The following is a 19,701-nucleotide window of genomic DNA, read 5'->3' as shown; positions in this document are numbered from 1 at the left end:
GCTGTAATTTTATTATTAATCAGTTGGTTAGCTTTATTTTTTACATAGTGGTTGCATCTTCCAGAGTGTCGTGGCAACGTTCAGTAATGACCGTGAGTAACAACTTGAAGTATGCAGAGCTTATCATTTCTAGCGCCCCTTGATTGGATTGCCTTGTCGCTATTTATTATTTTTTGGGTTGGCTATACCCTAGTTTCTAAATCGCTACAAAAATCGCGCCCCACTATCGCCAACCAATTAGCTGCCAGTCGCATCGAATGGATTGAACAAATGATCGAACGGGAAGTACGGATCTCAGACATTACCAGTTTAGGTATTTTGCAACGCAATGTGACTTTTTTCGCCTCCACCACTATCTTTATTATCGCAGGATTACTCACGGTATTGGGCTCTTCCGACAAAGCCATTCAGCTATTATCCGCCCTACCTTGGATAGAAGTAGAATCTAAAGCTTCTTGGGAACTCAAAGTACTGTTATTGGTGGTTAGTTTTTCTTATGCTTTCTTTAAATTTACCTGGGCAATGCGCCAATACAACTTTTCTATCGTATTATTTGGAGCCGCGCCCGAAGCAAATGCAGCAGCAAAGGATAAAGCCCTCTTTACCAAACATTGTAACTGGCTACTAACCCGAGCGACCAACTCTTTTAATTATGGCTTACGTTGCTACAGTTTCGCCATTGCCGCTTTATGTTGGTTTATCAATGCTTGGTTTTTTATTGGTTGCACCCTGTTCGTAGTTGCTGTCTTATACCGCCGGGAATTTAAGTCTTCGACCTTGGCGGCGCTGTATAACGCCAGTCATCATAACAGTGAAAAACCGCTATCGGATCATTTGATCTAACTTAAAATTCAACACGTTTTATACAGTTGCCCCATAACAGCAGCCCTAAAATTCAGCCCAAAAAAAAGGTAACCCAATGGTTACCTTTTTCTTTTCAAACTGAGTTAAAGCTTAGTGTAAACCCAACATAAAGTTTGCCACCGCTTCAATTTGTGCATCGGACATACGAACCGCAATATCGCGCATTACGCCATTGTCATCATTATTACGCTCAGCCGAAGAAAAGGCCTTCAACTGCTTGATGGTATAAGTCGGATACTGACCAGAAACGCTCGGGTAACCAGCCGCATTTAGGCCTTTTCCGGTCGCTCCGTGGCAGGCACTACAAGCTGGCACGCCACGCTCAGCATCACCTTGGAAATAGATTTTCTTACCCAGTTCCACGAAATCTGCCTTTACCGCACCTAACTGGGTTTGTTGTGCCGAAAAGAAAGCTGCAATATTTTCAGCGTCTTCTTCACTCACACCACCCCATAAACCGGCCATTTGCAAACCAGCGCGGCCTTTGCCCGCTTCTTGCGCACCCAAACGGAAATCCTCAATTTGCTTAAGCAAATATTTTTCATTTTGACCCGCCAGTTTTGGCCATTGTGGATCGATACTGTTACCGTCTTGACCATGGCACGCGGCACATTGGACGGCTTTTTGTGCACCAGCAGTTGCATCGCCAGCTTGCACAGAACTCGAAATGGCTAAACTTGAGCCGAATAATAGAGCTAAAACAGCTACTTTTTTCATCACGCTACCTTCAAAAAAATCAATAGTTACTAGGATTTAGCTTAACTAGCTGCTCCCCTAGTTAAAAATCTTGCGGAAATTACAAAAGTTCGATGAATTATAGGGAACTAACCAGTAAAATGCCATCTTTGTGATTAAAATTCCATGAATATGAACTACCAGCAAGCAAAATATTTACTCGGTGCCGCCAAATTGCACCAGTTGCCACCCGATCAAGGGATTGAGGTGGCCTTTGCCGGTCGTTCCAATGCCGGAAAATCTAGCGCTTTAAACACCTTAACCCAGCAAAAAAGCCTTGCCCGCACCAGTAAAACTCCTGGTCGTACCCAGCTGATCAACGTCTTCACTCTGGACGAAGGACGCCGCCTAATTGATCTGCCTGGCTATGGTTACGCCAAGGTTCCACAGGCCATGAAAGAGCAATGGCAAGCAGAATTGGGCAAATACTTACAAAGCCGCCAATGTCTGCATGGGCTGGTCTTGCTAATGGATATTCGCCATTTCTTAAAAGACACTGACGAACAAATGCTGAGCTGGGCGCACCAAGTGGATCTGCCGGTGCATTGTCTATTAAGTAAAGCCGACAAATTAAAATCCGGCGCCAAATCAAAAGCGCTGATGCAATGTAAAAAGCAATTAAAAGACATCCACCCCAATGCCAGCGTGCAAGCCTTTTCATCTCTAAAACGTCAAGGGCTTGACCAGCTCTATGCCAAACTCGATCATTGGTATGACCCGCCAATGCTTGAATAGACTCTTGGAATAATAGTATGGATAGCCAACAAGCCAAACAATATGTATTGAGCAAGCCCGAAGCCATCGAAGATCACCCCTTCGGTCCCGATGTCGCAGTCTTTAAAGTCAAAGGCAAGATGTTCGCGACTCTAGCACTGGGCGACGGTAAAGAAAAAGGCACCCAAGGCAAGATGGCCGGTCATTGGTGTATGAACTTAAAATGCAACCCAGATCACGCCGACGCCATTCGTAGCACCTTTACCGCCGTGATCCCCGGCTATCACATGAACAAAAAGCACTGGAACACCCTTATTCTCGACGGCACTATTCCAGCTTCAGAAATTGAAAAGCTGATCGACCATTCTTATTCACTAGTTGTTAAAAGCCTTAAAAAATCCGAGCGGGAATTGTTGGAACTGCATCACTCAGAAAAAGACCTACATCAATAGGCAACCTTATAAAAGCTAATCATTGCTGGTAATATTTTTCCGAGAATTGCTATTGCTTATTTGCAGTATTTTGAGTAGCGGATTTATCATACAGATAATGAGCAACACAGAAATCAAAATACCGTGAATAAGGATAACAAGGCCAGAGAAATAAAAAGAGGGCTCATAAATTATGAGCCCTTAATAAACACAGCACGACTTGGGGAGGTCGAACTGTAATACCCGCAAGAAGGAGGGAGTCGCGGGAAGGGCAATCATTGCCCTTATATATAGTGACCTTGAACGGGTGATAATGTTGCAGAAATTTTGTAAGGCTTTTGTAAAGACTTGTATCATCATTGTAAGATCAAGGCGTTACTCACTTGTTAAACTTCAACTTTGTGAACTAGTGCGCCTGATCCCAATTATCGCCTACCCCAACATCAGCAATTAGCGGTACTGAAAACTCCGCGACTGAGGCCATAATTTCGGGGATTTTTTGTTTGGCCAGTTCCAACTGATCATCGGCCACTTCGAATACTAATTCATCATGAACCTGCATAATCATTTTGATCCCTGCTTGAGTCTTAAGCCATTGATCCACTTCCAACATCGCCAGCTTGATGATATCAGCAGCACTACCCTGCATCGGTGCATTGATCGCGGTACGCTCGGCGGCTTTGCGGCGTAGACCATTTTTGGCATTAATTTCAGGTAGATATAGGCGTCGCCCAAACAAGGTTTCGACATAACCTAACTCGCTAGCCTTGGTTTTGGTCGACTCCATATATTGCTCAACCCCCGGATAGCGCGCGAAATAGGTGTTGATGTAATCCTGCGCGGTATTGCGGTCGGTATCGATTTGCTTGGCAAGACCAAAGGCTGACATCCCGTAAATTAAACCGAAATTAATCGCTTTGGCGTTACGGCGTTGGTTGGCGCTAACTTCCTCAAGCTCCACGTCAAACACTTCCGCTGCGGTGGCAGAATGCACATCTAAACCTTTGGCAAAGGCATCAAGCAAGCCTTTGTCCTGTGATAAATGGGCCATAATTCGCAGCTCAATTTGCGAATAGTCCGCAGCTAGGATCCGATAACCCTTGGGTGCAATAAAAGCAGTCCGAATCGATCGGCCTTCAGCGGTTTTAATGGGAATATTTTGTAAGTTGGGATCTTTCGAAGACAAGCGCCCAGTTGCCGCCACCGCCTGATGGTAGGAGGTGTGAACTCGGCCAGTGGTGGCATTGATCATTTGCGGCAACTTATCGGTATAAGTCGACTTTAGTTTGGACAAACTACGGTGTTCTAAAATGAGCTTCGGCAGCGGATAATCCATTGCCAGCTCTTGCAATACTTCTTCCGCCGTCGATGGTTGCCCTTTCGGCGTTTTCTTAATCACGGGCAAACCCAATTTCTCGAAGAATATTGCTTGCAATTGTTTTGGCGAGCCTAAGTTAAACTCTTCCCCAGCAATATCATAAGCCTCTCGCTCAAGCTCCACCAAGCGCTCGCCAAACTGATGGCTTTTTTCACCTAATAGGTTGCCATCCACCAAAACCCCATTACGCTCGATAGCCGATAACACATTAAGCAGCGGCATTTCGATCTCTTCGAAGATTTGTTTTGGGCCTTGATTTGCAGCCAGTTGCGGCCACAATTTTTGGTGCAACTTCATGGTGATGTCCGCATCTTCGGCGGCATAGGGCGAGGCTTGCTCTAAATCAATCTGGTCAAACGTTAACTGTGCTTTGCCTTTACCAGCGATTTCCTCGAACTTGATATTGGCATGGTTCAAATGATGCAAAGCCAGCGTATCCATATCATGACGCGAAGCTACGCTGTTCAAACAGTAGGACTCCAGCATAGTATCGAACTTAATTCCAGCAAGCTCAATCCCATAACGGGCCAGAACGCTTTTGTCATATTTTAAATTCTGCCCGACTTTTTTATGGTTATCACTCTCCAGCAGCGGTTTCATTTGCGCTAAGACCCAATCGCGCCCCAACTGCTCGGGCGCGCCCATATAGCTGTGCGCCACTGGCAAATAAGCCGCCTCGCCATTATCCAGCGCAAAAGATAAACCCACCAATTCAGCATCAATATAATTCAGGCTGGTGGTTTCCGTATCCAGCGCAAACAGCTCTGCTTTTTCTAATTTTTTCAGCCACTTATCGAACTGTGATTTGTCTAAAATAGTTTCATATTGTGAACGATCAATTGTTGTAGCTTCTTCTTCGGCTTCAATCGCCTCACCGCCGGCTTGCAACACTTCGGTCAGCCAGCGCTTAAACTCCATTTCACCATAAAGCACCTTAAGTTCTTCTAGCTTTGGCTCATCAATGGTTAGCGCTTGCGGCTTTTTATCCAGCTCACAATCCAGCTTAATGGTTGCTAATTCATAAGATAAAGGCAGTTGTTCGAGTGCATTTCGTAGATTTTCGCCGATTTTACCGCCTATTTTGTCGGCATTATCGATAACGCCTTGCATCGAGCCATATTCGCTGAGCCACTTAACAGCCGTTTTAGGACCGCACTTTTCCACCCCTGGAATATTATCCACCTTGTCGCCAACTAAGGCCAAATAGTCAATGATTTGCTCAGGCTTAACGCCAAACTTTTCGATCACCCGCTCACGATCGGTAATGGGATGATTTTTATCCATAGTATTAATCAAAGTTACGTATTCCGTAACCAGCTGCGCCATATCCTTATCACCAGTGGAGATCAGGGTTTCAATTCCGGCACGACTAGCCTGATCCGCGAGCGTCCCAATCACATCATCCGCTTCCACCCCATCAATCACCAACAAGGGTAACCCCATGGCTTTAACGATCTGATGGATCGGCTGGATCTGATCCCGCAACTCTTCTGGCATCGGTGGCCGATTGGCCTTGTATTCGGGATAAAGATCATTACGAAAAGTTTTGCCTTTCGCATCAAACACCACCGCCATATGACTGGGTTGATATTCGTTGATCAAGCTTTTGAGCATATTGATCACCCCAAACACCGCGCCGGTCATCATGCCCTTGGAATTGGTCATGCGCTGTAACTGTGGAACATGGTAGGCGCGAAACAGGTAAGAAGAACCATCGACTAGGATAAAGGGGGATTTTTGCTCAGGCATTTTCTAGGGCTATGTTGGACAATGAATGAATCGTGGCTCTAAGTGTATAGGCGTTGCTATTTTTTAACAATTCTTATGCAGTTTTAAAAGCTTTGAATAGTACTGTTTGGGTAAAAGAAATTAATGACTTAAGTTCCTGATTTAGCTAAATAAAGCTATACTAAAGGCCAGTTTTAAGCTGGCCTTTTTTATTGATGACCCAGATTAACTTTCAGATCCGCAAAGCTGCCGAGTGGATTAATCTCCATAATGGCGTGATCGCCTATCCTACTGAGGCGGTGTATGGCTTTGGCTGCTCGCCTGATTCTAATCTAGGTTTATCAAGGATTCTTAAGATCAAACAGCGCGACTGGCAAAAAGGTATGATTTTAGTGGCCTCACACATGGATCAAGTGATCCCCTATATTTCCGAAACTGGTTTAGAGTTTATTGATTGTCTGTTAATTGAAAAAGACTACCCAGTAACGTGGTTATTACCCGTTGAGCCGCAAGTGTCACAGCTGCTTCGCGGTACTCATCAAAAAATTGCCATTCGTATTTCTAATCACCCACTGGTTCAAGCTCTGTGCGAGACGGCCAATAGTGCGATCGTCTCTACCAGCGCCAATCGCGCCGGCCAACCACCCTTTACCAAAGCGCATCAAGTGCGCAACCAATTTCACGATGATCTTGATCAAGTGCTATCAGGAAATGTTGGGAGCTTTGCCAAACCTTCGGCTATAATTGACGCCGAAACTCAAACCATCATTCGAGCTTATTAAGATGCAAGCTACCAATACTCAAGGTACTATTACCCAAGATACTAATATCAAAGGTACTGGCGCCGCCGCAAAAATTCAGGCAGTTCAAGACTACTTGTTAGCGTTACAAGCAGATATTTGTCAGCAATTAGCGGCCGAAGATGGCGCTAAAGACTTTATTGTCGATAAGTGGGATCGAGAAAAAATTGTCGGGGGTGGCGTTACTCGAGTGATGGAAGATGGCGCAGTCATCGAAAAAGGTGGAGTCAATTACTCTTATGTGGAAGGCACTAACTTGCCGGCTTCGGCCACGGCGCACCGACCTGAATTAGCAGGGCGCGGTTTCAAAGCCATGGGCGTGTCACTAGTGATTCATCCGAGAAATCCGAAAGCGCCCACTTCGCACATGAATGTGCGCTTTTTTATCGCCGAGAAAGAAGGCCAAGAGCCCATTTGGTGGTTTGGCGGCGGCTTCGATCTCACCCCCTATTACGCCAATCAAGACGATTGTGTCTTTTGGCATCAAACGGCAAAAGATGCTTGCGAGCCATTTGGCGCCGAAGTCTATCCCAAATATAAAAAGTGGTGCGACGATTATTTTTACCTGAAACATCGCGGCGAACATCGTGGTATTGGCGGTTTATTTTTTGATGATTTAAACAATGATGCCACTTTTGCCGATGGTTCCCAGTGGGACTTTGAGCGTTGTTTTGCTTTTATGCGCTCGGTGGGCGATCACTACATCAAAGCCTATCGTCCGCTATTAGCCAGGCGTAAAAACGAAACCTTTACCCCAGCTGAGCGCGACTTCCAGCTATACCGTCGTGGTCGTTATGTGGAGTTTAACTTGGTTTGGGATCGCGGCACTCTGTTCGGACTGCAAACGGGCGGGCGCACTGAGTCGATTCTCATGTCGCTACCGAATGTGGTAAATTGGCGCTACGATTATCAGCCACAAGAAGGTAGTCCCGAAGCTCAATTGACTGACTATTATTTAAAGCCAAAGGATTGGCTTAACCTTTAATTACAAATTACGAACTTGAGATAATTTATGAATAGTGGATTTTATCCAAACCGACGACTGAGACGCATTAGGGCGAATGCTTTTTCACGGGATTTAGTTCGTGAAAATAGCCTATCGGCGAAAGATTTGATTTATCCGATGTTTGTTTTAGAAGGTAATAATCGCCGTGAAGCGGTCGCTTCAATGCCAGGGATTGAACGCAAGTCACTCGATTTATTATTACAAGAATGCCAAGAGATTGTCGATTTAGGGATTCCAGCAATTGCGTTGTTTCCGGTTATCTCCGAAAATAAAAAATCCTTAGATGCGGCCGAAGCTTATAACCCGCAAGGGTTAGTGCCGACGGTGGTTAAAGCGATTAAAGCCGAGTTTCCCGAACTAGGGATTATCACCGATGTGGCGCTCGATCCTTATACTTCCCACGGCCAAGATGGGATCATTGACGGTGATGGCTATATCTTAAACGAAGTCACTAAAGAAGTATTAGTTAAGCAAGCCCTAACTCACGCTCAAGCGGGTGCCGATATCGTAGCACCGTCAGATATGATGGATGGTCGTATTGGTGCCATTCGCGAAGCTTTTGAAGCCGCTGATTTTACCAACACCCTGATTTTATCCTATGCCGCCAAATATGCTTCTGCTTTTTATGGGCCTTTTCGCGATGCGGTGGGCTCGAGTAGCGCTCTAGGTAAAGCTGACAAAAAAACCTATCAGATGGATCCTGCTAATTCTGACGAAGCGCTGCATGAAGTCGCACTGGATATTGAAGAAGGCGCAGATATGGTGATGGTCAAACCCGGCTTACCCTACTTAGACATCATTCGACGAGTGAAGGATCAATTTAAAGTGCCTACTTTTGCCTATCAAGTCAGTGGCGAATACGCCATGCTCAAAGCAGCGGCACAAAACGGCTGGCTGGATGAAGAGCAGGTTGTAATGGAGTCATTAATCGCCTTTAAACGCGCTGGTTGCGACGCAATTTTGACTTATTTTGCGAAAGACATTTGCCGCTACCTGATAAAAAGCGCCTAAAGTTTTAGTTCCCTCTAGGCGCTGCTTGCCTTGTCAGCTCTACCGAGCAAAGCTTCTATGCCAAAACTGACGTTTTTTGTCAATTTACAAGCATCCCTTAATCCCTTATAAACTATAGCTAAAGCAATTGTAAAATTGTATAAAAAATACACAGCGCAAAACGGAGAGCCCGTAAGGATCCCGTATAATGTGCGTACACCATATATCTTTTTGACAATGACAAAAATTTTCTACGCCTTGTTAGTCGCAATTTGTTTTTTGAGTAGCAGTTTGTGCGCCAAAGATAAATCCGTGACTAATGATTATCAGGTAATTCTAGCCGTTAACCTGCAAGGTAAGGTTGATAAGGTAACGACCGAACCTGGTATGCCAAAAAAGCTTCAAGAAAAAACCGTAAAGGCTTTTATGGGCAAACAACTCGGGCAGAAAAAAGTTGATGGCATAGCAATTCCCTATCAGCAAAAGCTTTTGGTAAGTACCAAATTCTTAATGGGCGACTCACGAATAAGCAAACGTGCGCCAACAGTTCCTAATGCTCACTAACCCCTCCCCTAGACTCCCCAGTCCTGACGCTCAACTCAAAACTCAATACCTCAAACTAAGCATATTTATATTTCGCAAAACATTCGTGTTATAGTCAGCAGCTCTTTTTTGCCAAACTTCTAGTTATGCGTATTTTGCACTTTTTATTTCACTAACACTGATCAGCTGTAAAACCACTGATTTTAACCAAGTTCTCGATTCTATCGGCCAACAACAGGGGCTTTCTCAGCAGACCGTGGCTGCGGGTTTAAAGCAAGCGTTGCAAGTAGGCACCGAAAACAGCGTCTTCGCGACTAATCGAGATGGCGGTTTTAGCGATAACCCATTGATTAAGATTGCAGTTCCGGAAAAATTTCATGACGCGGCAACGACCATTCGTAAAATTGGCTTGGGCTCTTATGTGGATAAATTTGAGTTGCAGATGAATCGCGCTGCAGAATCAGCCGCTGGCGAGGCTAAAGCAGTTTTTTTCGACGCCATTAGCCGTATGAGTTGGCAAGATGCTTGGGGAATTTTACAAGGTGGCGATAATGCAGCCACCAATTACTTTAAAACTCACACAACCACAGCGCTTACTAACCGCTTTAAACCGATAGTACAAAGTAATATGCAAAAAGTCGGCTTTTACCAAGATTATAATAGGCTACTAGAGACCTATAACGCCCTACCCTTCACCAAAAAACAAGATCTCTCCATTGAAACTTACATTACTGAACAGGCGCTTGACGGCTTGTTTACCCTAGTCGCGCAAGAAGAAGCCAAAATACGCCGTGATCCCATCGCTCGGACTACCGAATTATTGCGTAAAGTCTTTGCTCAGCAATAACAAAGCCAAGCGCACTGGACTGACCACTGGTAATTTGTCGAAATTTCAGGTATTAATGATTGAACTGAATTAATGATGGTGAATCCTAGTGCCGCCCTACCCACATACCCAAGTCACCTTTGAAGCCGCCGACGGCTATCCATTGCAAGGTGCTTTCTACTTAGCGGAAGGTTCGAATCGCTACTTGCTGATCGGCTCCGCTTTTGGTGTGCCATACCAATACTACAAACATTTTGCCGATTATATGGCGCGCAATGGTTTTAACACTCTGGTCTTCGACTATCGCGGTATTAGTCATTCCAAACAAGGCAATATGCCAACCGATAAAATCCTGATGCAACACTGGGGCCAACGGGATATTGAAGCAGCGATACAATTTATCCTAGCTCAGGATCCAGTGGCCGAGCTGCACTATTTAGGCCACAGCGCCGGCGGCCAAATATTGGGACTAGCCCAATCCAGCCCTAAAATTAATAAGATCATCATTGCCGCCAGTGGCGTTGGTACTTGGCGCAAATGGCCAGGTTTACAAAAATACTTACTGGCTGGAATTTGGTATCTGGTTTTTCCTCTAGTGAAATTATTCCAAAAAGGCGATTACTTTCATTCCAAAATGCTTGGACCGATCCCAGTTCCCAAACACGCGGTTAATCAGTGGCTCAATTGGGCGCGCTCCAAAGATTATCTATTTACCCCGCAACACGAACTTGATCTGTCCGCCTATCAAGCTATTAAAGCGAATATTTTTGCAGTTACCATCAGCGATGACTGGTACGCACCAGTATCGGCAAGAGATGCACTCTTAAGTCACTATGCCAGTGGGCAAACTAACACCCTGCTAGTGCAGCCCAAAGATATCAACCTGAAATCCATTGGCCATTTTGGATTATTTAAGAAAAAACAAGAAATTGAGCAAGGAATATGGCAACCTATGCTTAATTTTTTAACTGGAAAATCCGATGACTGAACGTCCACAAAAAAAAGCCGAAGCGATCGAAACTTGGAACTTTGTTTTTCCCAATCAAAGCAACCCTTATGGCAACATGTTTGGTGGTGAATTATTAGCCATTATGGACTCCACAGCAGCCATGGCCGCCATTCGCTATTCAGGCCAGACCGTATCAACCGCCTCTTCCGAGCGTGTCATTTTTAAGCATCCGATTTTTGTAGGCGATAGGATCCGCACCGTAGCTAAAGTGGTCTTAGTGGGTCGCACGTCCATGATGGTACGAACTGACGTTTTTGTAGATCGCAACGAAGGGGAAAGCGGCGAAAAAGATATTTTAAGCACTACCGCCCACTTTACCTTAGTGGCGTTTGATGAAAATCGAGTACCTTGTCAGGTACCCGATCTGATTATCGAAAGTGAAACTGAGCAAAAACACTTTGAACTAGCTCAGCAGATCAAAGCCCACGTCAAACGCCGCGAAGAGCGGATCCAACATGTGGTAGAGAAGTGGGGTTAATCTATCTAGCCCTTTAACGCGCGGCTCTTAGTTCTCAGGTGGAACTGGGTGGAATGTTCCTGCCTCAGCAGCTCTTCTGAGTGTATCTCTACTTTGCTCCTGTATTTCTTTATACTGTTCTTTTGTCCAGCAACGCTTTTTTCGCATCTGACTGCCAGTAGCGCGACTGTAAACACATTTTAGTTTTTGCTTAGCTTCGGTAGTTTCTTCCGCTTCAGCATTTTTTGCTGTTGCAACTGTAACATTTTCGTTTTTAGCTACCGTTACTGGTTCATTAGTAGTTGCGCAACCAACAGCGATAAGTGGCAAAGCCGCCAATATTATTTTTTTCATTGCTATAATTAATCCTTAATAAAAAAAGAATGAACCTAAATGATAAACATAATTAACAACAAGGTACAACAGGTATTTTGCATGAATGTGTAACATTCATAAATAGTTCATACAATAAAAATATTATAAAGAAGTTAACTTGGATCCTTAAAACCTTCTTACATATAATGCTGTAGCGATAAAGTTCTTATCTCTTATAAAACTCTCCATCCACTTCTACCAAGACCTCATCTCCAACTAGCCCTAAATATTGGTCAATGCCAAACTCGGAGCGCAAAAAACTCACCCGAGCCGAAAACCCTAGAGTGTATTTGCCACTGATAAAATTATTGGCGCCGCCGTTAAATATTAGATTGATATCAATTAGCTTACGGATCCCATTCAACAACAAGCTGCCGGTAATGATAAATTGATTGTCGGAAACTTGCTTAATTGATTGCGAGGTAAAACTGGCTTGTGGAAACTCTTGGCTATTGAGCCAACTGCTACCTTTTAAGGTATCCTCAAACTCCGGATTATTAACATCGATACTAGCGCTATTGATCACAGCTTGCAGTTGCATGGATAGTGGATCTTGAGGATCGAAATCAAGGCTAGCATCAAAATCATTAAAACGGCCAACATAATCAGACAGGCCTAAATGTTTCACCCGGAATAGTAAACTGGCATGGTTTTTATCGAGCTGATACTGACCAGCTTGCAACTCAATTAGCTGGTTTTTAACCTTGGGTGCCAATAAAGAAGCACAAGCACTAAGCAGCACCAAAAGCAGCAATGCTAACAAGCAACTTATACCGTTTTTCGTTAGCATTTTCATAAAACTACTGTATTCCCGAGCTTAAGAGCGTTTTTGCCCTTTTGGCTTACCACCGCGTCTTTGACTGGGATGGCGGCGTTTTTGCTGGATGGGCGCCGAAGGTTTTAGCTCCGCCATATATTCTGGTTTGATATCCAGTTTTGGTAATTCGTGATCGATATACTTTTCGATCGCGGTTAAATTCATGGCAAAATCTTCACCAGCAAAGCTAACCGCGTCACCTTCTGCTCCTGCTCGCGCGGTTCGACCAATTCGATGCACATAATCTTCAGGATCATCGGGCAAATGGAAATTAAACACATGGGTCACGCCATCAATATGCAAACCACGTGCCGCCACATCGGTACAGACCAACACATTAACCTTGTTGTTTTCCAGCTCGCCTAATAAACGCAGGCGTTTTTTCTGATGCACATCGCCAGTTAACATTTCTGCCGCAATATCATTACCTTTTAAACAAGCCCACACGTGCTCAGCCGCGCGCTTGGTATTGGTAAACACAATCGAACGCTCCGGTTGTAAGCGCTGCATCAAACCCACTAATAAAGGCAATGCCTCTTCACGGCTGGGATAAAATAAAGCTTCACGAATTTTCTTGGCAGTCACTTGGGTCGCTTGCACTTGGATATGTTGTGGGTTGTGCATCTGCTCATAAGCCAGCTCTTGCACTCGATGCGATAAAGTCGCAGAAAAAAGTAAATTCAAACGGTCATTAGCCGGCGGCATGCGACGGAATAAATAGCGAATATCCTTAATAAAACCTAAATCAAACATCCGATCCGCTTCGTCCAACACCACCGAATCAATCGCTTCAAGGCCATAAGCGTGCTGCTTGTAATAATCAATCAAACGGCCAGTTGTGCCGATCAGAATATCCACGCCCTTTTCTAACGATAGGCGTTGTTTTTCGTAATCTTCACCCCCATATACTACGCGAATCTTGAATTTGGCGTATTTCGCGAGTTGTACCGCATCTTTAGCGATTTGAACCGCCAATTCGCGAGTAGGCGCCATGATTAAAGAGCGCGGCTCATTCGGGCGACGGCCCTCAATTTCCGGCAATTTGAGCATATCGTTCATAATGCCCAGTAGGAAAGCGATGGTTTTACCCGTACCGGTTTGTCCTTGGCCAGCTACATTTTGCCCTTTGAGCAATAATGGCAAGGTTTTGGCCTGAATCGGCGTGCATTTCTCAAAACCGAGATCTTGTACTGCCTTTAACAGTTTCGGATGCAGCCCTAACTCTGCGAATGTAACATTTGACAGATGTGATGTGTCCATAAAGTGAATTTTTACCATGAGCGCTTGCAAAATGGCGCTTGTTTGTTTCAAATAGTGCCATTGTGAGCATCTAATGGCTTTTGCGCAAGCAATAGCAGGAGAATATTTTAATGAGTGACAAAATTGTATACCTAAGCGACGCCAGCTTTGACGCTGAAGTATTAAACGCCGAAGGCCCTGTACTGGTTGATTATTGGGCAGAGTGGTGCGGCCCTTGTAAAATGATCGCGCCGATTTTGGATGAAATCGCCAAAGAATACGAAGGCAAGGTTAAAGTTGCTAAGCTGAACATCGACGAAAACAACGAAACGCCACCAAAATTTGGTATCCGCGGCATTCCAACTTTGATGCTGTTCAAAAGTGGTCAAGTGGAAGCCACTAAAGTGGGCGCTTTATCAAAGTCTCAATTAATGGCCTTTATTGATTCTAACCTCTAATTGGTCATCTAATTTGAATAAAAAAGAGGCTTTTTAGCCTCTTTTTTAGATCTTACACTAGCATGCCAGATTTAGCTCATATCATAGGAAACCTTATTGCAAGCACCTTCTTCCCAAAGGCTGGGTAGAAGAAGATAGCGATTTAGCTGGTGGACTCGGATTATTGAGTCTCATAATACTTTTACTTTTATTTATATTCTTTATACAGTTTTAATCACACTCAAAATCATCTTGCCCTACTGGCTTACATTGCGGTGGAAAGCCTTTATCTTGCCAATACGCTAATATCCCCGACTTTTTAATATAGCTTTTAAAATGCTGCGATTGGCGGTATTTCTTTGCGCCTTCTCCCCAATAAAAGAAAGGATTTTCGATTAAATCACTGCTCCCTAGCGCAATTATAATTGAATCGATCATTAAGGCATCTATGCCCTGATGGTTTTTGGCAAATCGTTTAATGTCGCGAGCTAATTCAGAATGATCTTGATCAAGATTTTGGTAAGCTTCATACAGCTCATCATGCCGATGCCATCCAAAAAGCAGATTAAAATTATTAGTCGCGGTTTTAAAGGCTACCTCTTTTTTTAATTTAGCCAACATATAAAGCGGCACATACTGAATTTTTTGCGAACTATTATTTAAACCCGCAATAAAGGAGTCCATACTTTCTTCATAACGTCCTAATTCGGACAAGGTATCGGTTACGTTCTCTCTGCAGGGCACATAAAGGGGCTCATACTTAACGCAAGTTTGAAAGTCTTGCAAAGACTTATCAAGAAATCCTAAATAATTATAATGTAGTCCTCGCCAATTAAGCGCAGAAGCATTTCTTGGATCAAGCTCTAAAGCAAAATTATAGTCTTTCTCCAGCTGATTCATATCAACTGGAATATTATATTGCTGATAGCTATTCATTCTTGATTTAGCACTGACCGCAATGGCCAAAGCGCTATTAGGCTCTATGCTTAGCGCCCTATTTACTAGCTTTTCCGTCGCCAACATAACATCATTTTTTTCAGACTGACTATATCCATACTCCACCATCAAGGACTGCAAAGCCGCCCGAGTTTCTAACGCTGGTACAAAGTTTGGATCCTGTTCTAAAGCCTGAATTAGCCACTGATCCGCTTCATCAAGCCTAAAACGGCTTTGAAACAAGGGCCTCGCTTTTAAATACAAATCATAGGCAGTTAAGTTATCGGTACTTGCCTTTACCGCTACCTTTTCAGTAATGGAAATACCCAAATGATCTTTCAGCGCAGCAACAATCGCTTTGGAAATGTCATCTTGAATGGCAAAAATATTTTTGGCAGTTAATGGACGATCATAAGTTTCTGACCATAAATGTTTGTCGGTTTGAGCTTCAATTAATTGCGCGGTAACTCGAATGGTGTCACCTGCTTTTCTAACCGAACCTTCTAACACATGCTTAACTTTCAATTGCTTGGCTATTTCAGGAATGCCAATATCACGCCCTTTGAATTGGAACGATGAGGTCCGTGAAGACACATTGAGTTCTTTAATCTTGACTAAAACATTGAGTATTTCTTCGGCAATACCGTCCGAAAAATAGCCTTGATTGCCCTCTGCTGATAAATCCGCAAAGGGCAACACTGCAATCGAGGCATCAGCTAATGGACTAGTGTCTTCGGTAGTAGTGTCTGTAGTCTGTTTAACTAGCTTATTCGGCTGAGTGACTTGATCCGTCACCGGGCTCATTTGTTGCCAGACAATCATCACCAACAGTAAAAAAACAGCAAACAGGGTAATTAAATCGAGCTTTTTAGCGGTATGATGAGTAATGGATTTATCACGCTCTACATCCTTTTCTCGCTTCAAACCTTCAGGGGTCAGCTCGTATGCCCAAGAAAACAATAAGGTCGGGATAAAACCGATCAACAGGGCTAAGAAAATATAACGGCTGGTCTCTTCAGAGAGTTGCAGAACAGGAACTAAGGTATCCGCCACCTGCATCAGTAGCCAACCAATAACGATATAGGCGACCGCTACCCGAAAAACATTTCGCTTTTTCAGTTCATCAAAAAACCTACTCAATGCTACTCCCCCTTACATCCCAGTACGAACAACATACTAGCACAGTTTTAGAGCCTGAAAACACTAGACAAATCAACACCTCAGTGCTAAATTGAACCCTGCTGATACCAGCAAGACCTACAGCCGCTAGTAACGCTTAAAAGTAGCATTTAAATAAAGAATACGAAAACGGCAACTCCAATTTCAAATTACGATAGACAGGACCGATCTTTCGATCTTACGCATTTCACAACTTTTCTAGTAGATCTCTATGAATTTATCCGAATTAAAGAAAAAAAACGCCCAAGAACTCGCTGAATTAACCAAAGCGGCTGGTCTTGAGCACATGGCGCGGATGCGCAAACAAGATATTATCTTTGGCTTACTCAAAAACCACGCAAAATCTGGCGAAGACATTTTTGGTGGTGGCGTGTTAGAAATCTTACCCGATGGTTTTGGATTCTTGCGCTCGGCCGAAGGCTCTTACTTAGCTGGTCCGGACGATATTTACGTCTCACCCAGCCAAATCCGCCGTTTTAACCTGCGTACCGGTGATACCATTACCGGCAAAATCCGACCGCCGAAAGATGGTGAGCGCTATTTTGCCCTATTAAAAGTTGCTGAAATTAACTACGACAGTCCTGAAAATTCTCGACGCAAGATCCTATTTGAAAACCTAACACCGTTACACCCTGATGAGCGGATGCGAATGGAGCGCGGCAATGGTTCGACCGAAGATATTACTGCGCGGGTGATTGATTTAGCCTCGCCGGTGGGTAAAGGTCAACGCGCCTTAATCGTATCGCCGCCCAAAGCCGGTAAAACTATGATGCTGCAAAATATCGCCCAGTCGATTACTACCCTGCATCCAGAATGTATCGTCATCGTATTATTAATTGACGAACGTCCGGAAGAAGTGACCGAGATGCAGCGAATGGTACAAGGCGAAGTGGTTGCTTCAACTTTCGATGAGCCTGCGGCGCGTCACGTCCAAGTAGCCGAGATGGTGATCGAAAAAGCCAAGCGTCTGGTCGAACATAAAAAAGACGTAGTCATTTTACTCGACTCTATTACGCGTTTAGCCCGCGCTTATAACACCGTAGTTCCATCATCAGGTAAAGTACTGACTGGTGGTGTGGATGCTAACGCCCTGCAACGTCCAAAACGTTTCTTTGGTGCCGCCCGTAATATCGAAGAAGGCGGCAGCTTAACCATTATTGCGACAGCGTTAGTAGATACGGGTTCCAAAATGGACGAAGTTATCTACGAAGAGTTTAAAGGCACTGGTAATATGGAACTGCACCTTTCGCGTAAAATCGCTGAGAAACGTGTCTTCCCAGCCATCGACTTTAACCGCTCTGGCTCACGCAAAGAAGACTTGCTGACCACGCCTGACGAACTGCAGAAAATGTGGATTTTACGCAAAATTTTACACCCAATGGATGAGTTAGACGCGATTGAATTCTTAATCGATAAGATGTCGCTCACAAAAAGTAACGACGAGTTCTTTGACGCCATGAAGCGTTAACCTACCCCAAAGCCTCTGGATAATATCAGGGGCTTTTTTCTTTACCGGTATTTACACTCCTAATACAAACTCTTGAAATTAAATCTGGCATACTTATTGGTTATTTATAGGAGCTAATCCAATAAGGAGCGAATCTTGAAATTTATAGTCACCATCTTTTTTCTCACTATAACTTTATCTATTTCTGCGGAAAGAGATAAAACTCCTACCGAACCACCGCCATTTCTTACCAATAAACAAAAAATTGAATTCTTTGAGAAGATGATCTACGAAATTGAGCGCTTGGATGCAGAAATTATAGAAACTCGTAACCATGCAAAAGAGGTAAAGTGGGATCAATTTAAACAGCACTATAGAAAATTATTTGAAGAGGCCTCAAACTGGGACCAACTCTCAAGAAGATTCTATCATTTCTCCCAAGGTTTAGTTAATTTGCATACCCGCACAAAATTTTTGGCTTTTGAGCCAGAAAACACCTCAAAAAATGATTGGCTCAATGATAAAGTTTTATTTGAATATCCGGCAAAGAGATTTTATTTGGAATCTGATAAATCAGAAATCACTTATCTAAACAAAACCCCTATTCTTGATGCTTTTCAAAAGTTTAGTAACTACCGTTGTCGCCATAACAATGAAGCTGGATGTATCGATATGTTTAGCGTTTACCTACAGGCTGGCGCTATCAAACCTAATGGCGAAGAGATTAGCAAATTCAGAACGCTAACAGCCGATGGTAATGTACAAACTGTTATAGCGCAATTCAATGCAGAACCTACAGCCGATCCAGATCCTTTTACCGATAACTATTGCGAATCTCATCAAGGATACACAGGATTTGAGTTAGTTTTTAAAGGCCAAAACGCTTGTCTTTATAAAAAACAAGATACTGCAGTTCTTCGTTTGCGTAATTTCAACTACCAAGATAAGACTGAGTCGGATATTTATTGCCAAAAACAAGAGGGAGACTTTTGCAAAGATATTAATGGGCTGCTAGAACAGCTTCACTTGCATAAACCTAATCATTTGATTTTTGATATGTCCCACAACTTTGGTGGCAATGAAAACACTAAGTTTTTAGCGGCTTTTATGCCCAATAATTTTCAAGATTTACCCGTAATGTATCGCAATACTAAAGAAATCCATGATCAAGACATTAGGATAAACTTATTCTGGGGAAATGCAGATGGAGAAAAATGGTTTCAACAAGTAAAGGGTTATCAAGGTGAGTTTTTCCCAATTCGAGGAGATTTTTGTCGCGGCAAAAACGGCTGTCACTTGTCCTTAATTAAACCTAATCCAAATGCTTATGTTGCAGATAAAATATCCATCATTTCAGACTGGATGTGTGTATCTTCTTGTGATGACTTTGTCTGGCGTATGATGCAGTTTGCTGGTGCTAAACTTTACGGCATAGCCCCAGCTCAAGATGCTACTTATGCTCGTGCAAGAGTATTATTATACCTAAACAAAACTGGGGAAATTTCTACAAAAGTTTCTGCAGAAACCCATAGTTTTTATTTAGATGATATAGATTACTCATTAGCAGAATTAAAAATCCCCTATTCTAAAACCGTAACCCTTAATGGCGAATTAAGAAATATACAAACTCCAACTCTTACCCAAGTACCCCTTACCATTAAGAATTACTCGAACTACCCCCAAGCGGTCTTAGATACAATTATGCAGCAAGTAGGTTGGGGTGAAGAATAAACCCCAACACTAACCACTTAACTTAACGTTGGGGTTCGCAAGCTCTGCCCAACCTACGA

19 protein-coding genes are annotated in these 19,701 nt (G+C 43.5%); 13 read left to right on the top strand and 6 right to left on the bottom strand.

The genetic code is table 11. The annotated features are described in order from the left end of the window. Positions 1 to 111: 111 nt before the first annotated feature. Positions 112 to 843: a DUF599 domain-containing protein gene (locus tag NFS34_RS04490; protein ID WP_251358693.1), complete on the top strand. Its 732-nt coding sequence runs from the start codon at positions 112 to 114 to the stop codon at positions 841 to 843. A gap of 111 nt (positions 844 to 954) precedes the next feature. On the opposite strand, the gene NFS34_RS04485 is transcribed toward NFS34_RS04490, so the two are convergent. Further along, entirely contained in the window at positions 955 to 1,581 is a 627-nt protein-coding gene (locus NFS34_RS04485; protein ID WP_251358692.1) for a cytochrome c, read from the bottom strand. 150 nt (positions 1,582 to 1,731) lie between these two features. Between NFS34_RS04485 and yihA the strand changes: the two genes are divergently transcribed. Both yihA and NFS34_RS04475 read left to right on the top strand, forming a co-directional pair. Continuing rightward, complete coding sequence (gene yihA / locus NFS34_RS04480) at positions 1,732 to 2,334, top strand: ribosome biogenesis GTP-binding protein YihA/YsxC (RefSeq protein ID WP_376707964.1); 603 nt, start codon at positions 1,732 to 1,734, stop codon at positions 2,332 to 2,334. Positions 2,335 to 2,351: 17 nt separating this feature from the next. Beyond that, positions 2,352 to 2,765: an MmcQ/YjbR family DNA-binding protein gene (locus NFS34_RS04475; protein WP_251358690.1), complete on the top strand. Its 414-nt coding sequence runs from the start codon at positions 2,352 to 2,354 to the stop codon at positions 2,763 to 2,765. Positions 2,766 to 3,150: 385 nt separating this feature from the next. On the opposite strand, the gene polA is transcribed toward NFS34_RS04475, so the two are convergent. Then, a complete protein-coding gene (gene polA / locus NFS34_RS04470) occupies positions 3,151 to 5,871 on the bottom strand; it encodes a DNA polymerase I (RefSeq protein ID WP_251358689.1) in 2,721 nt (906 codons plus the stop codon). A 194-nt stretch (positions 5,872 to 6,065) separates the two neighbouring features. Here polA and NFS34_RS04465 point away from each other — a divergent pair, with 194 nt between their 5' ends. The 7 genes from NFS34_RS04465 (at position 6,066) to NFS34_RS04435 (ending at position 11,502) form a co-directional block, all read left to right on the top strand. After that, positions 6,066 to 6,632 (top strand): L-threonylcarbamoyladenylate synthase, encoded by a 567-nt coding sequence (locus NFS34_RS04465; RefSeq protein ID WP_251358688.1) that lies wholly within the window; start codon positions 6,066 to 6,068, stop codon positions 6,630 to 6,632. Position 6,633: 1 nt separating this feature from the next. Further along, the gene (gene hemF / locus NFS34_RS04460) at positions 6,634 to 7,635 is read left to right on the top strand and encodes an oxygen-dependent coproporphyrinogen oxidase (protein ID WP_251358687.1); all 1,002 of its coding nucleotides are present in this window, start codon (positions 6,634 to 6,636) and stop codon (positions 7,633 to 7,635) included. A 27-nt stretch (positions 7,636 to 7,662) separates the two neighbouring features. After that, positions 7,663 to 8,667: a porphobilinogen synthase gene (hemB, locus tag NFS34_RS04455; RefSeq protein WP_251358686.1), complete on the top strand. Its 1,005-nt coding sequence runs from the start codon at positions 7,663 to 7,665 to the stop codon at positions 8,665 to 8,667. A gap of 216 nt (positions 8,668 to 8,883) precedes the next feature. Next, entirely contained in the window at positions 8,884 to 9,210 is a 327-nt protein-coding gene (locus NFS34_RS04450; protein ID WP_251358685.1) for a hypothetical protein, read from the top strand. Between the two features lie 145 nt (positions 9,211 to 9,355). Beyond that, positions 9,356 to 10,036 (top strand): DUF4197 domain-containing protein, encoded by a 681-nt coding sequence (locus tag NFS34_RS04445; RefSeq protein WP_285834471.1) that lies wholly within the window; start codon positions 9,356 to 9,358, stop codon positions 10,034 to 10,036. Between the two features lie 88 nt (positions 10,037 to 10,124). Beyond that, the gene (locus NFS34_RS04440; RefSeq protein ID WP_251358683.1) at positions 10,125 to 11,003 is read left to right on the top strand and encodes an alpha/beta fold hydrolase; all 879 of its coding nucleotides are present in this window, start codon (positions 10,125 to 10,127) and stop codon (positions 11,001 to 11,003) included. Next, positions 10,996 to 11,502, top strand: a complete 507-nt coding sequence (locus NFS34_RS04435) for an acyl-CoA thioesterase (RefSeq protein WP_251358682.1) — start codon at positions 10,996 to 10,998, stop codon at positions 11,500 to 11,502. The genes NFS34_RS04440 and NFS34_RS04435 overlap by 8 nt, the downstream gene beginning before the upstream one ends. 27 nt (positions 11,503 to 11,529) lie before the next feature. On the opposite strand, the gene NFS34_RS04430 is transcribed toward NFS34_RS04435, so the two are convergent. The 3 genes from NFS34_RS04430 to rhlB form a co-directional block, all read right to left on the bottom strand. After that, entirely contained in the window at positions 11,530 to 11,835 is a 306-nt protein-coding gene (locus NFS34_RS04430; protein ID WP_251358681.1) for a hypothetical protein, read from the bottom strand. 187 nt (positions 11,836 to 12,022) lie between these two features. Then, positions 12,023 to 12,652, bottom strand: a complete 630-nt coding sequence (locus NFS34_RS04425; protein ID WP_251358680.1) for a YceI family protein — start codon at positions 12,650 to 12,652, stop codon at positions 12,023 to 12,025. 21 nt (positions 12,653 to 12,673) lie between these two features. Next, positions 12,674 to 13,933 carry an ATP-dependent RNA helicase RhlB gene (gene rhlB, locus NFS34_RS04420; RefSeq protein WP_251358679.1) on the bottom strand — a complete coding sequence of 420 codons (1,260 nt, stop codon included), beginning with the start codon at positions 13,931 to 13,933 and terminating at the stop codon, positions 12,674 to 12,676. 110 nt (positions 13,934 to 14,043) lie between these two features. Between rhlB and trxA the strand changes: the two genes are divergently transcribed. Beyond that, a complete protein-coding gene (gene trxA, locus NFS34_RS04415) occupies positions 14,044 to 14,370 on the top strand; it encodes a thioredoxin TrxA (RefSeq protein ID WP_251358678.1) in 327 nt (108 codons plus the stop codon). Positions 14,371 to 14,580: 210 nt separating this feature from the next. Here the strand turns inward: trxA and NFS34_RS04410 are convergent, their stop codons facing one another. Next, positions 14,581 to 16,425: a hypothetical protein gene (locus NFS34_RS04410; protein ID WP_251358677.1), complete on the bottom strand. Its 1,845-nt coding sequence runs from the start codon at positions 16,423 to 16,425 to the stop codon at positions 14,581 to 14,583. Between the two features lie 250 nt (positions 16,426 to 16,675). Here NFS34_RS04410 and rho point away from each other — a divergent pair, with 250 nt between their 5' ends. After that, positions 16,676 to 17,932 (top strand): transcription termination factor Rho, encoded by a 1,257-nt coding sequence (gene rho, locus NFS34_RS04405; RefSeq protein ID WP_251358676.1) that lies wholly within the window; start codon positions 16,676 to 16,678, stop codon positions 17,930 to 17,932. A gap of 135 nt (positions 17,933 to 18,067) precedes the next feature. Continuing rightward, positions 18,068 to 19,642: a hypothetical protein gene (locus NFS34_RS04400; protein ID WP_251358675.1), complete on the top strand. Its 1,575-nt coding sequence runs from the start codon at positions 18,068 to 18,070 to the stop codon at positions 19,640 to 19,642. Positions 19,643 to 19,701 lie beyond the last annotated feature (59 nt).

Source organism: Kangiella sp. TOML190 (assembly GCF_023706045.1).
GTDB lineage: Bacteria > Pseudomonadota > Gammaproteobacteria > Enterobacterales > Kangiellaceae > Kangiella.
The sequence above is the reverse complement of the archived record's forward strand: the minus strand, read 5'-3'. Positions and strand labels throughout refer to the sequence as shown.

Excerpts from the sequence above, each read along its gene's own strand:
- NFS34_RS04490 (WP_251358693.1), top strand. The coding sequence starts at position 112 with ATGCAGAGCTTATCATTTCTAGCGCCCCTTGATTGGATTGCCTTGTCG.
- NFS34_RS04485 (WP_251358692.1), bottom strand. The coding sequence starts at position 1,581 with ATGAAAAAAGTAGCTGTTTTAGCTCTATTATTCGGCTCAAGTTTAGCC.
- yihA (WP_376707964.1), top strand. The coding sequence starts at position 1,732 with ATGAACTACCAGCAAGCAAAATATTTACTCGGTGCCGCCAAATTGCAC.
- NFS34_RS04475 (WP_251358690.1), top strand. The coding sequence starts at position 2,352 with ATGGATAGCCAACAAGCCAAACAATATGTATTGAGCAAGCCCGAAGCC.
- polA (WP_251358689.1), bottom strand. The coding sequence starts at position 5,871 with ATGCCTGAGCAAAAATCCCCCTTTATCCTAGTCGATGGTTCTTCTTAC.
- NFS34_RS04465 (WP_251358688.1), top strand. The coding sequence starts at position 6,066 with ATGACCCAGATTAACTTTCAGATCCGCAAAGCTGCCGAGTGGATTAAT.
- hemF (WP_251358687.1), top strand. The coding sequence starts at position 6,634 with ATGCAAGCTACCAATACTCAAGGTACTATTACCCAAGATACTAATATC.
- hemB (WP_251358686.1), top strand. The coding sequence starts at position 7,663 with ATGAATAGTGGATTTTATCCAAACCGACGACTGAGACGCATTAGGGCG.
- NFS34_RS04450 (WP_251358685.1), top strand. The coding sequence starts at position 8,884 with ATGACAAAAATTTTCTACGCCTTGTTAGTCGCAATTTGTTTTTTGAGT.
- NFS34_RS04435 (WP_251358682.1), top strand. The coding sequence starts at position 10,996 with ATGACTGAACGTCCACAAAAAAAAGCCGAAGCGATCGAAACTTGGAAC.
- NFS34_RS04430 (WP_251358681.1), bottom strand. The coding sequence starts at position 11,835 with ATGAAAAAAATAATATTGGCGGCTTTGCCACTTATCGCTGTTGGTTGC.
- NFS34_RS04425 (WP_251358680.1), bottom strand. The coding sequence starts at position 12,652 with ATGAAAATGCTAACGAAAAACGGTATAAGTTGCTTGTTAGCATTGCTG.
- rhlB (WP_251358679.1), bottom strand. The coding sequence starts at position 13,933 with ATGGACACATCACATCTGTCAAATGTTACATTCGCAGAGTTAGGGCTG.
- trxA (WP_251358678.1), top strand. The coding sequence starts at position 14,044 with ATGAGTGACAAAATTGTATACCTAAGCGACGCCAGCTTTGACGCTGAA.
- rho (WP_251358676.1), top strand. The coding sequence starts at position 16,676 with ATGAATTTATCCGAATTAAAGAAAAAAAACGCCCAAGAACTCGCTGAA.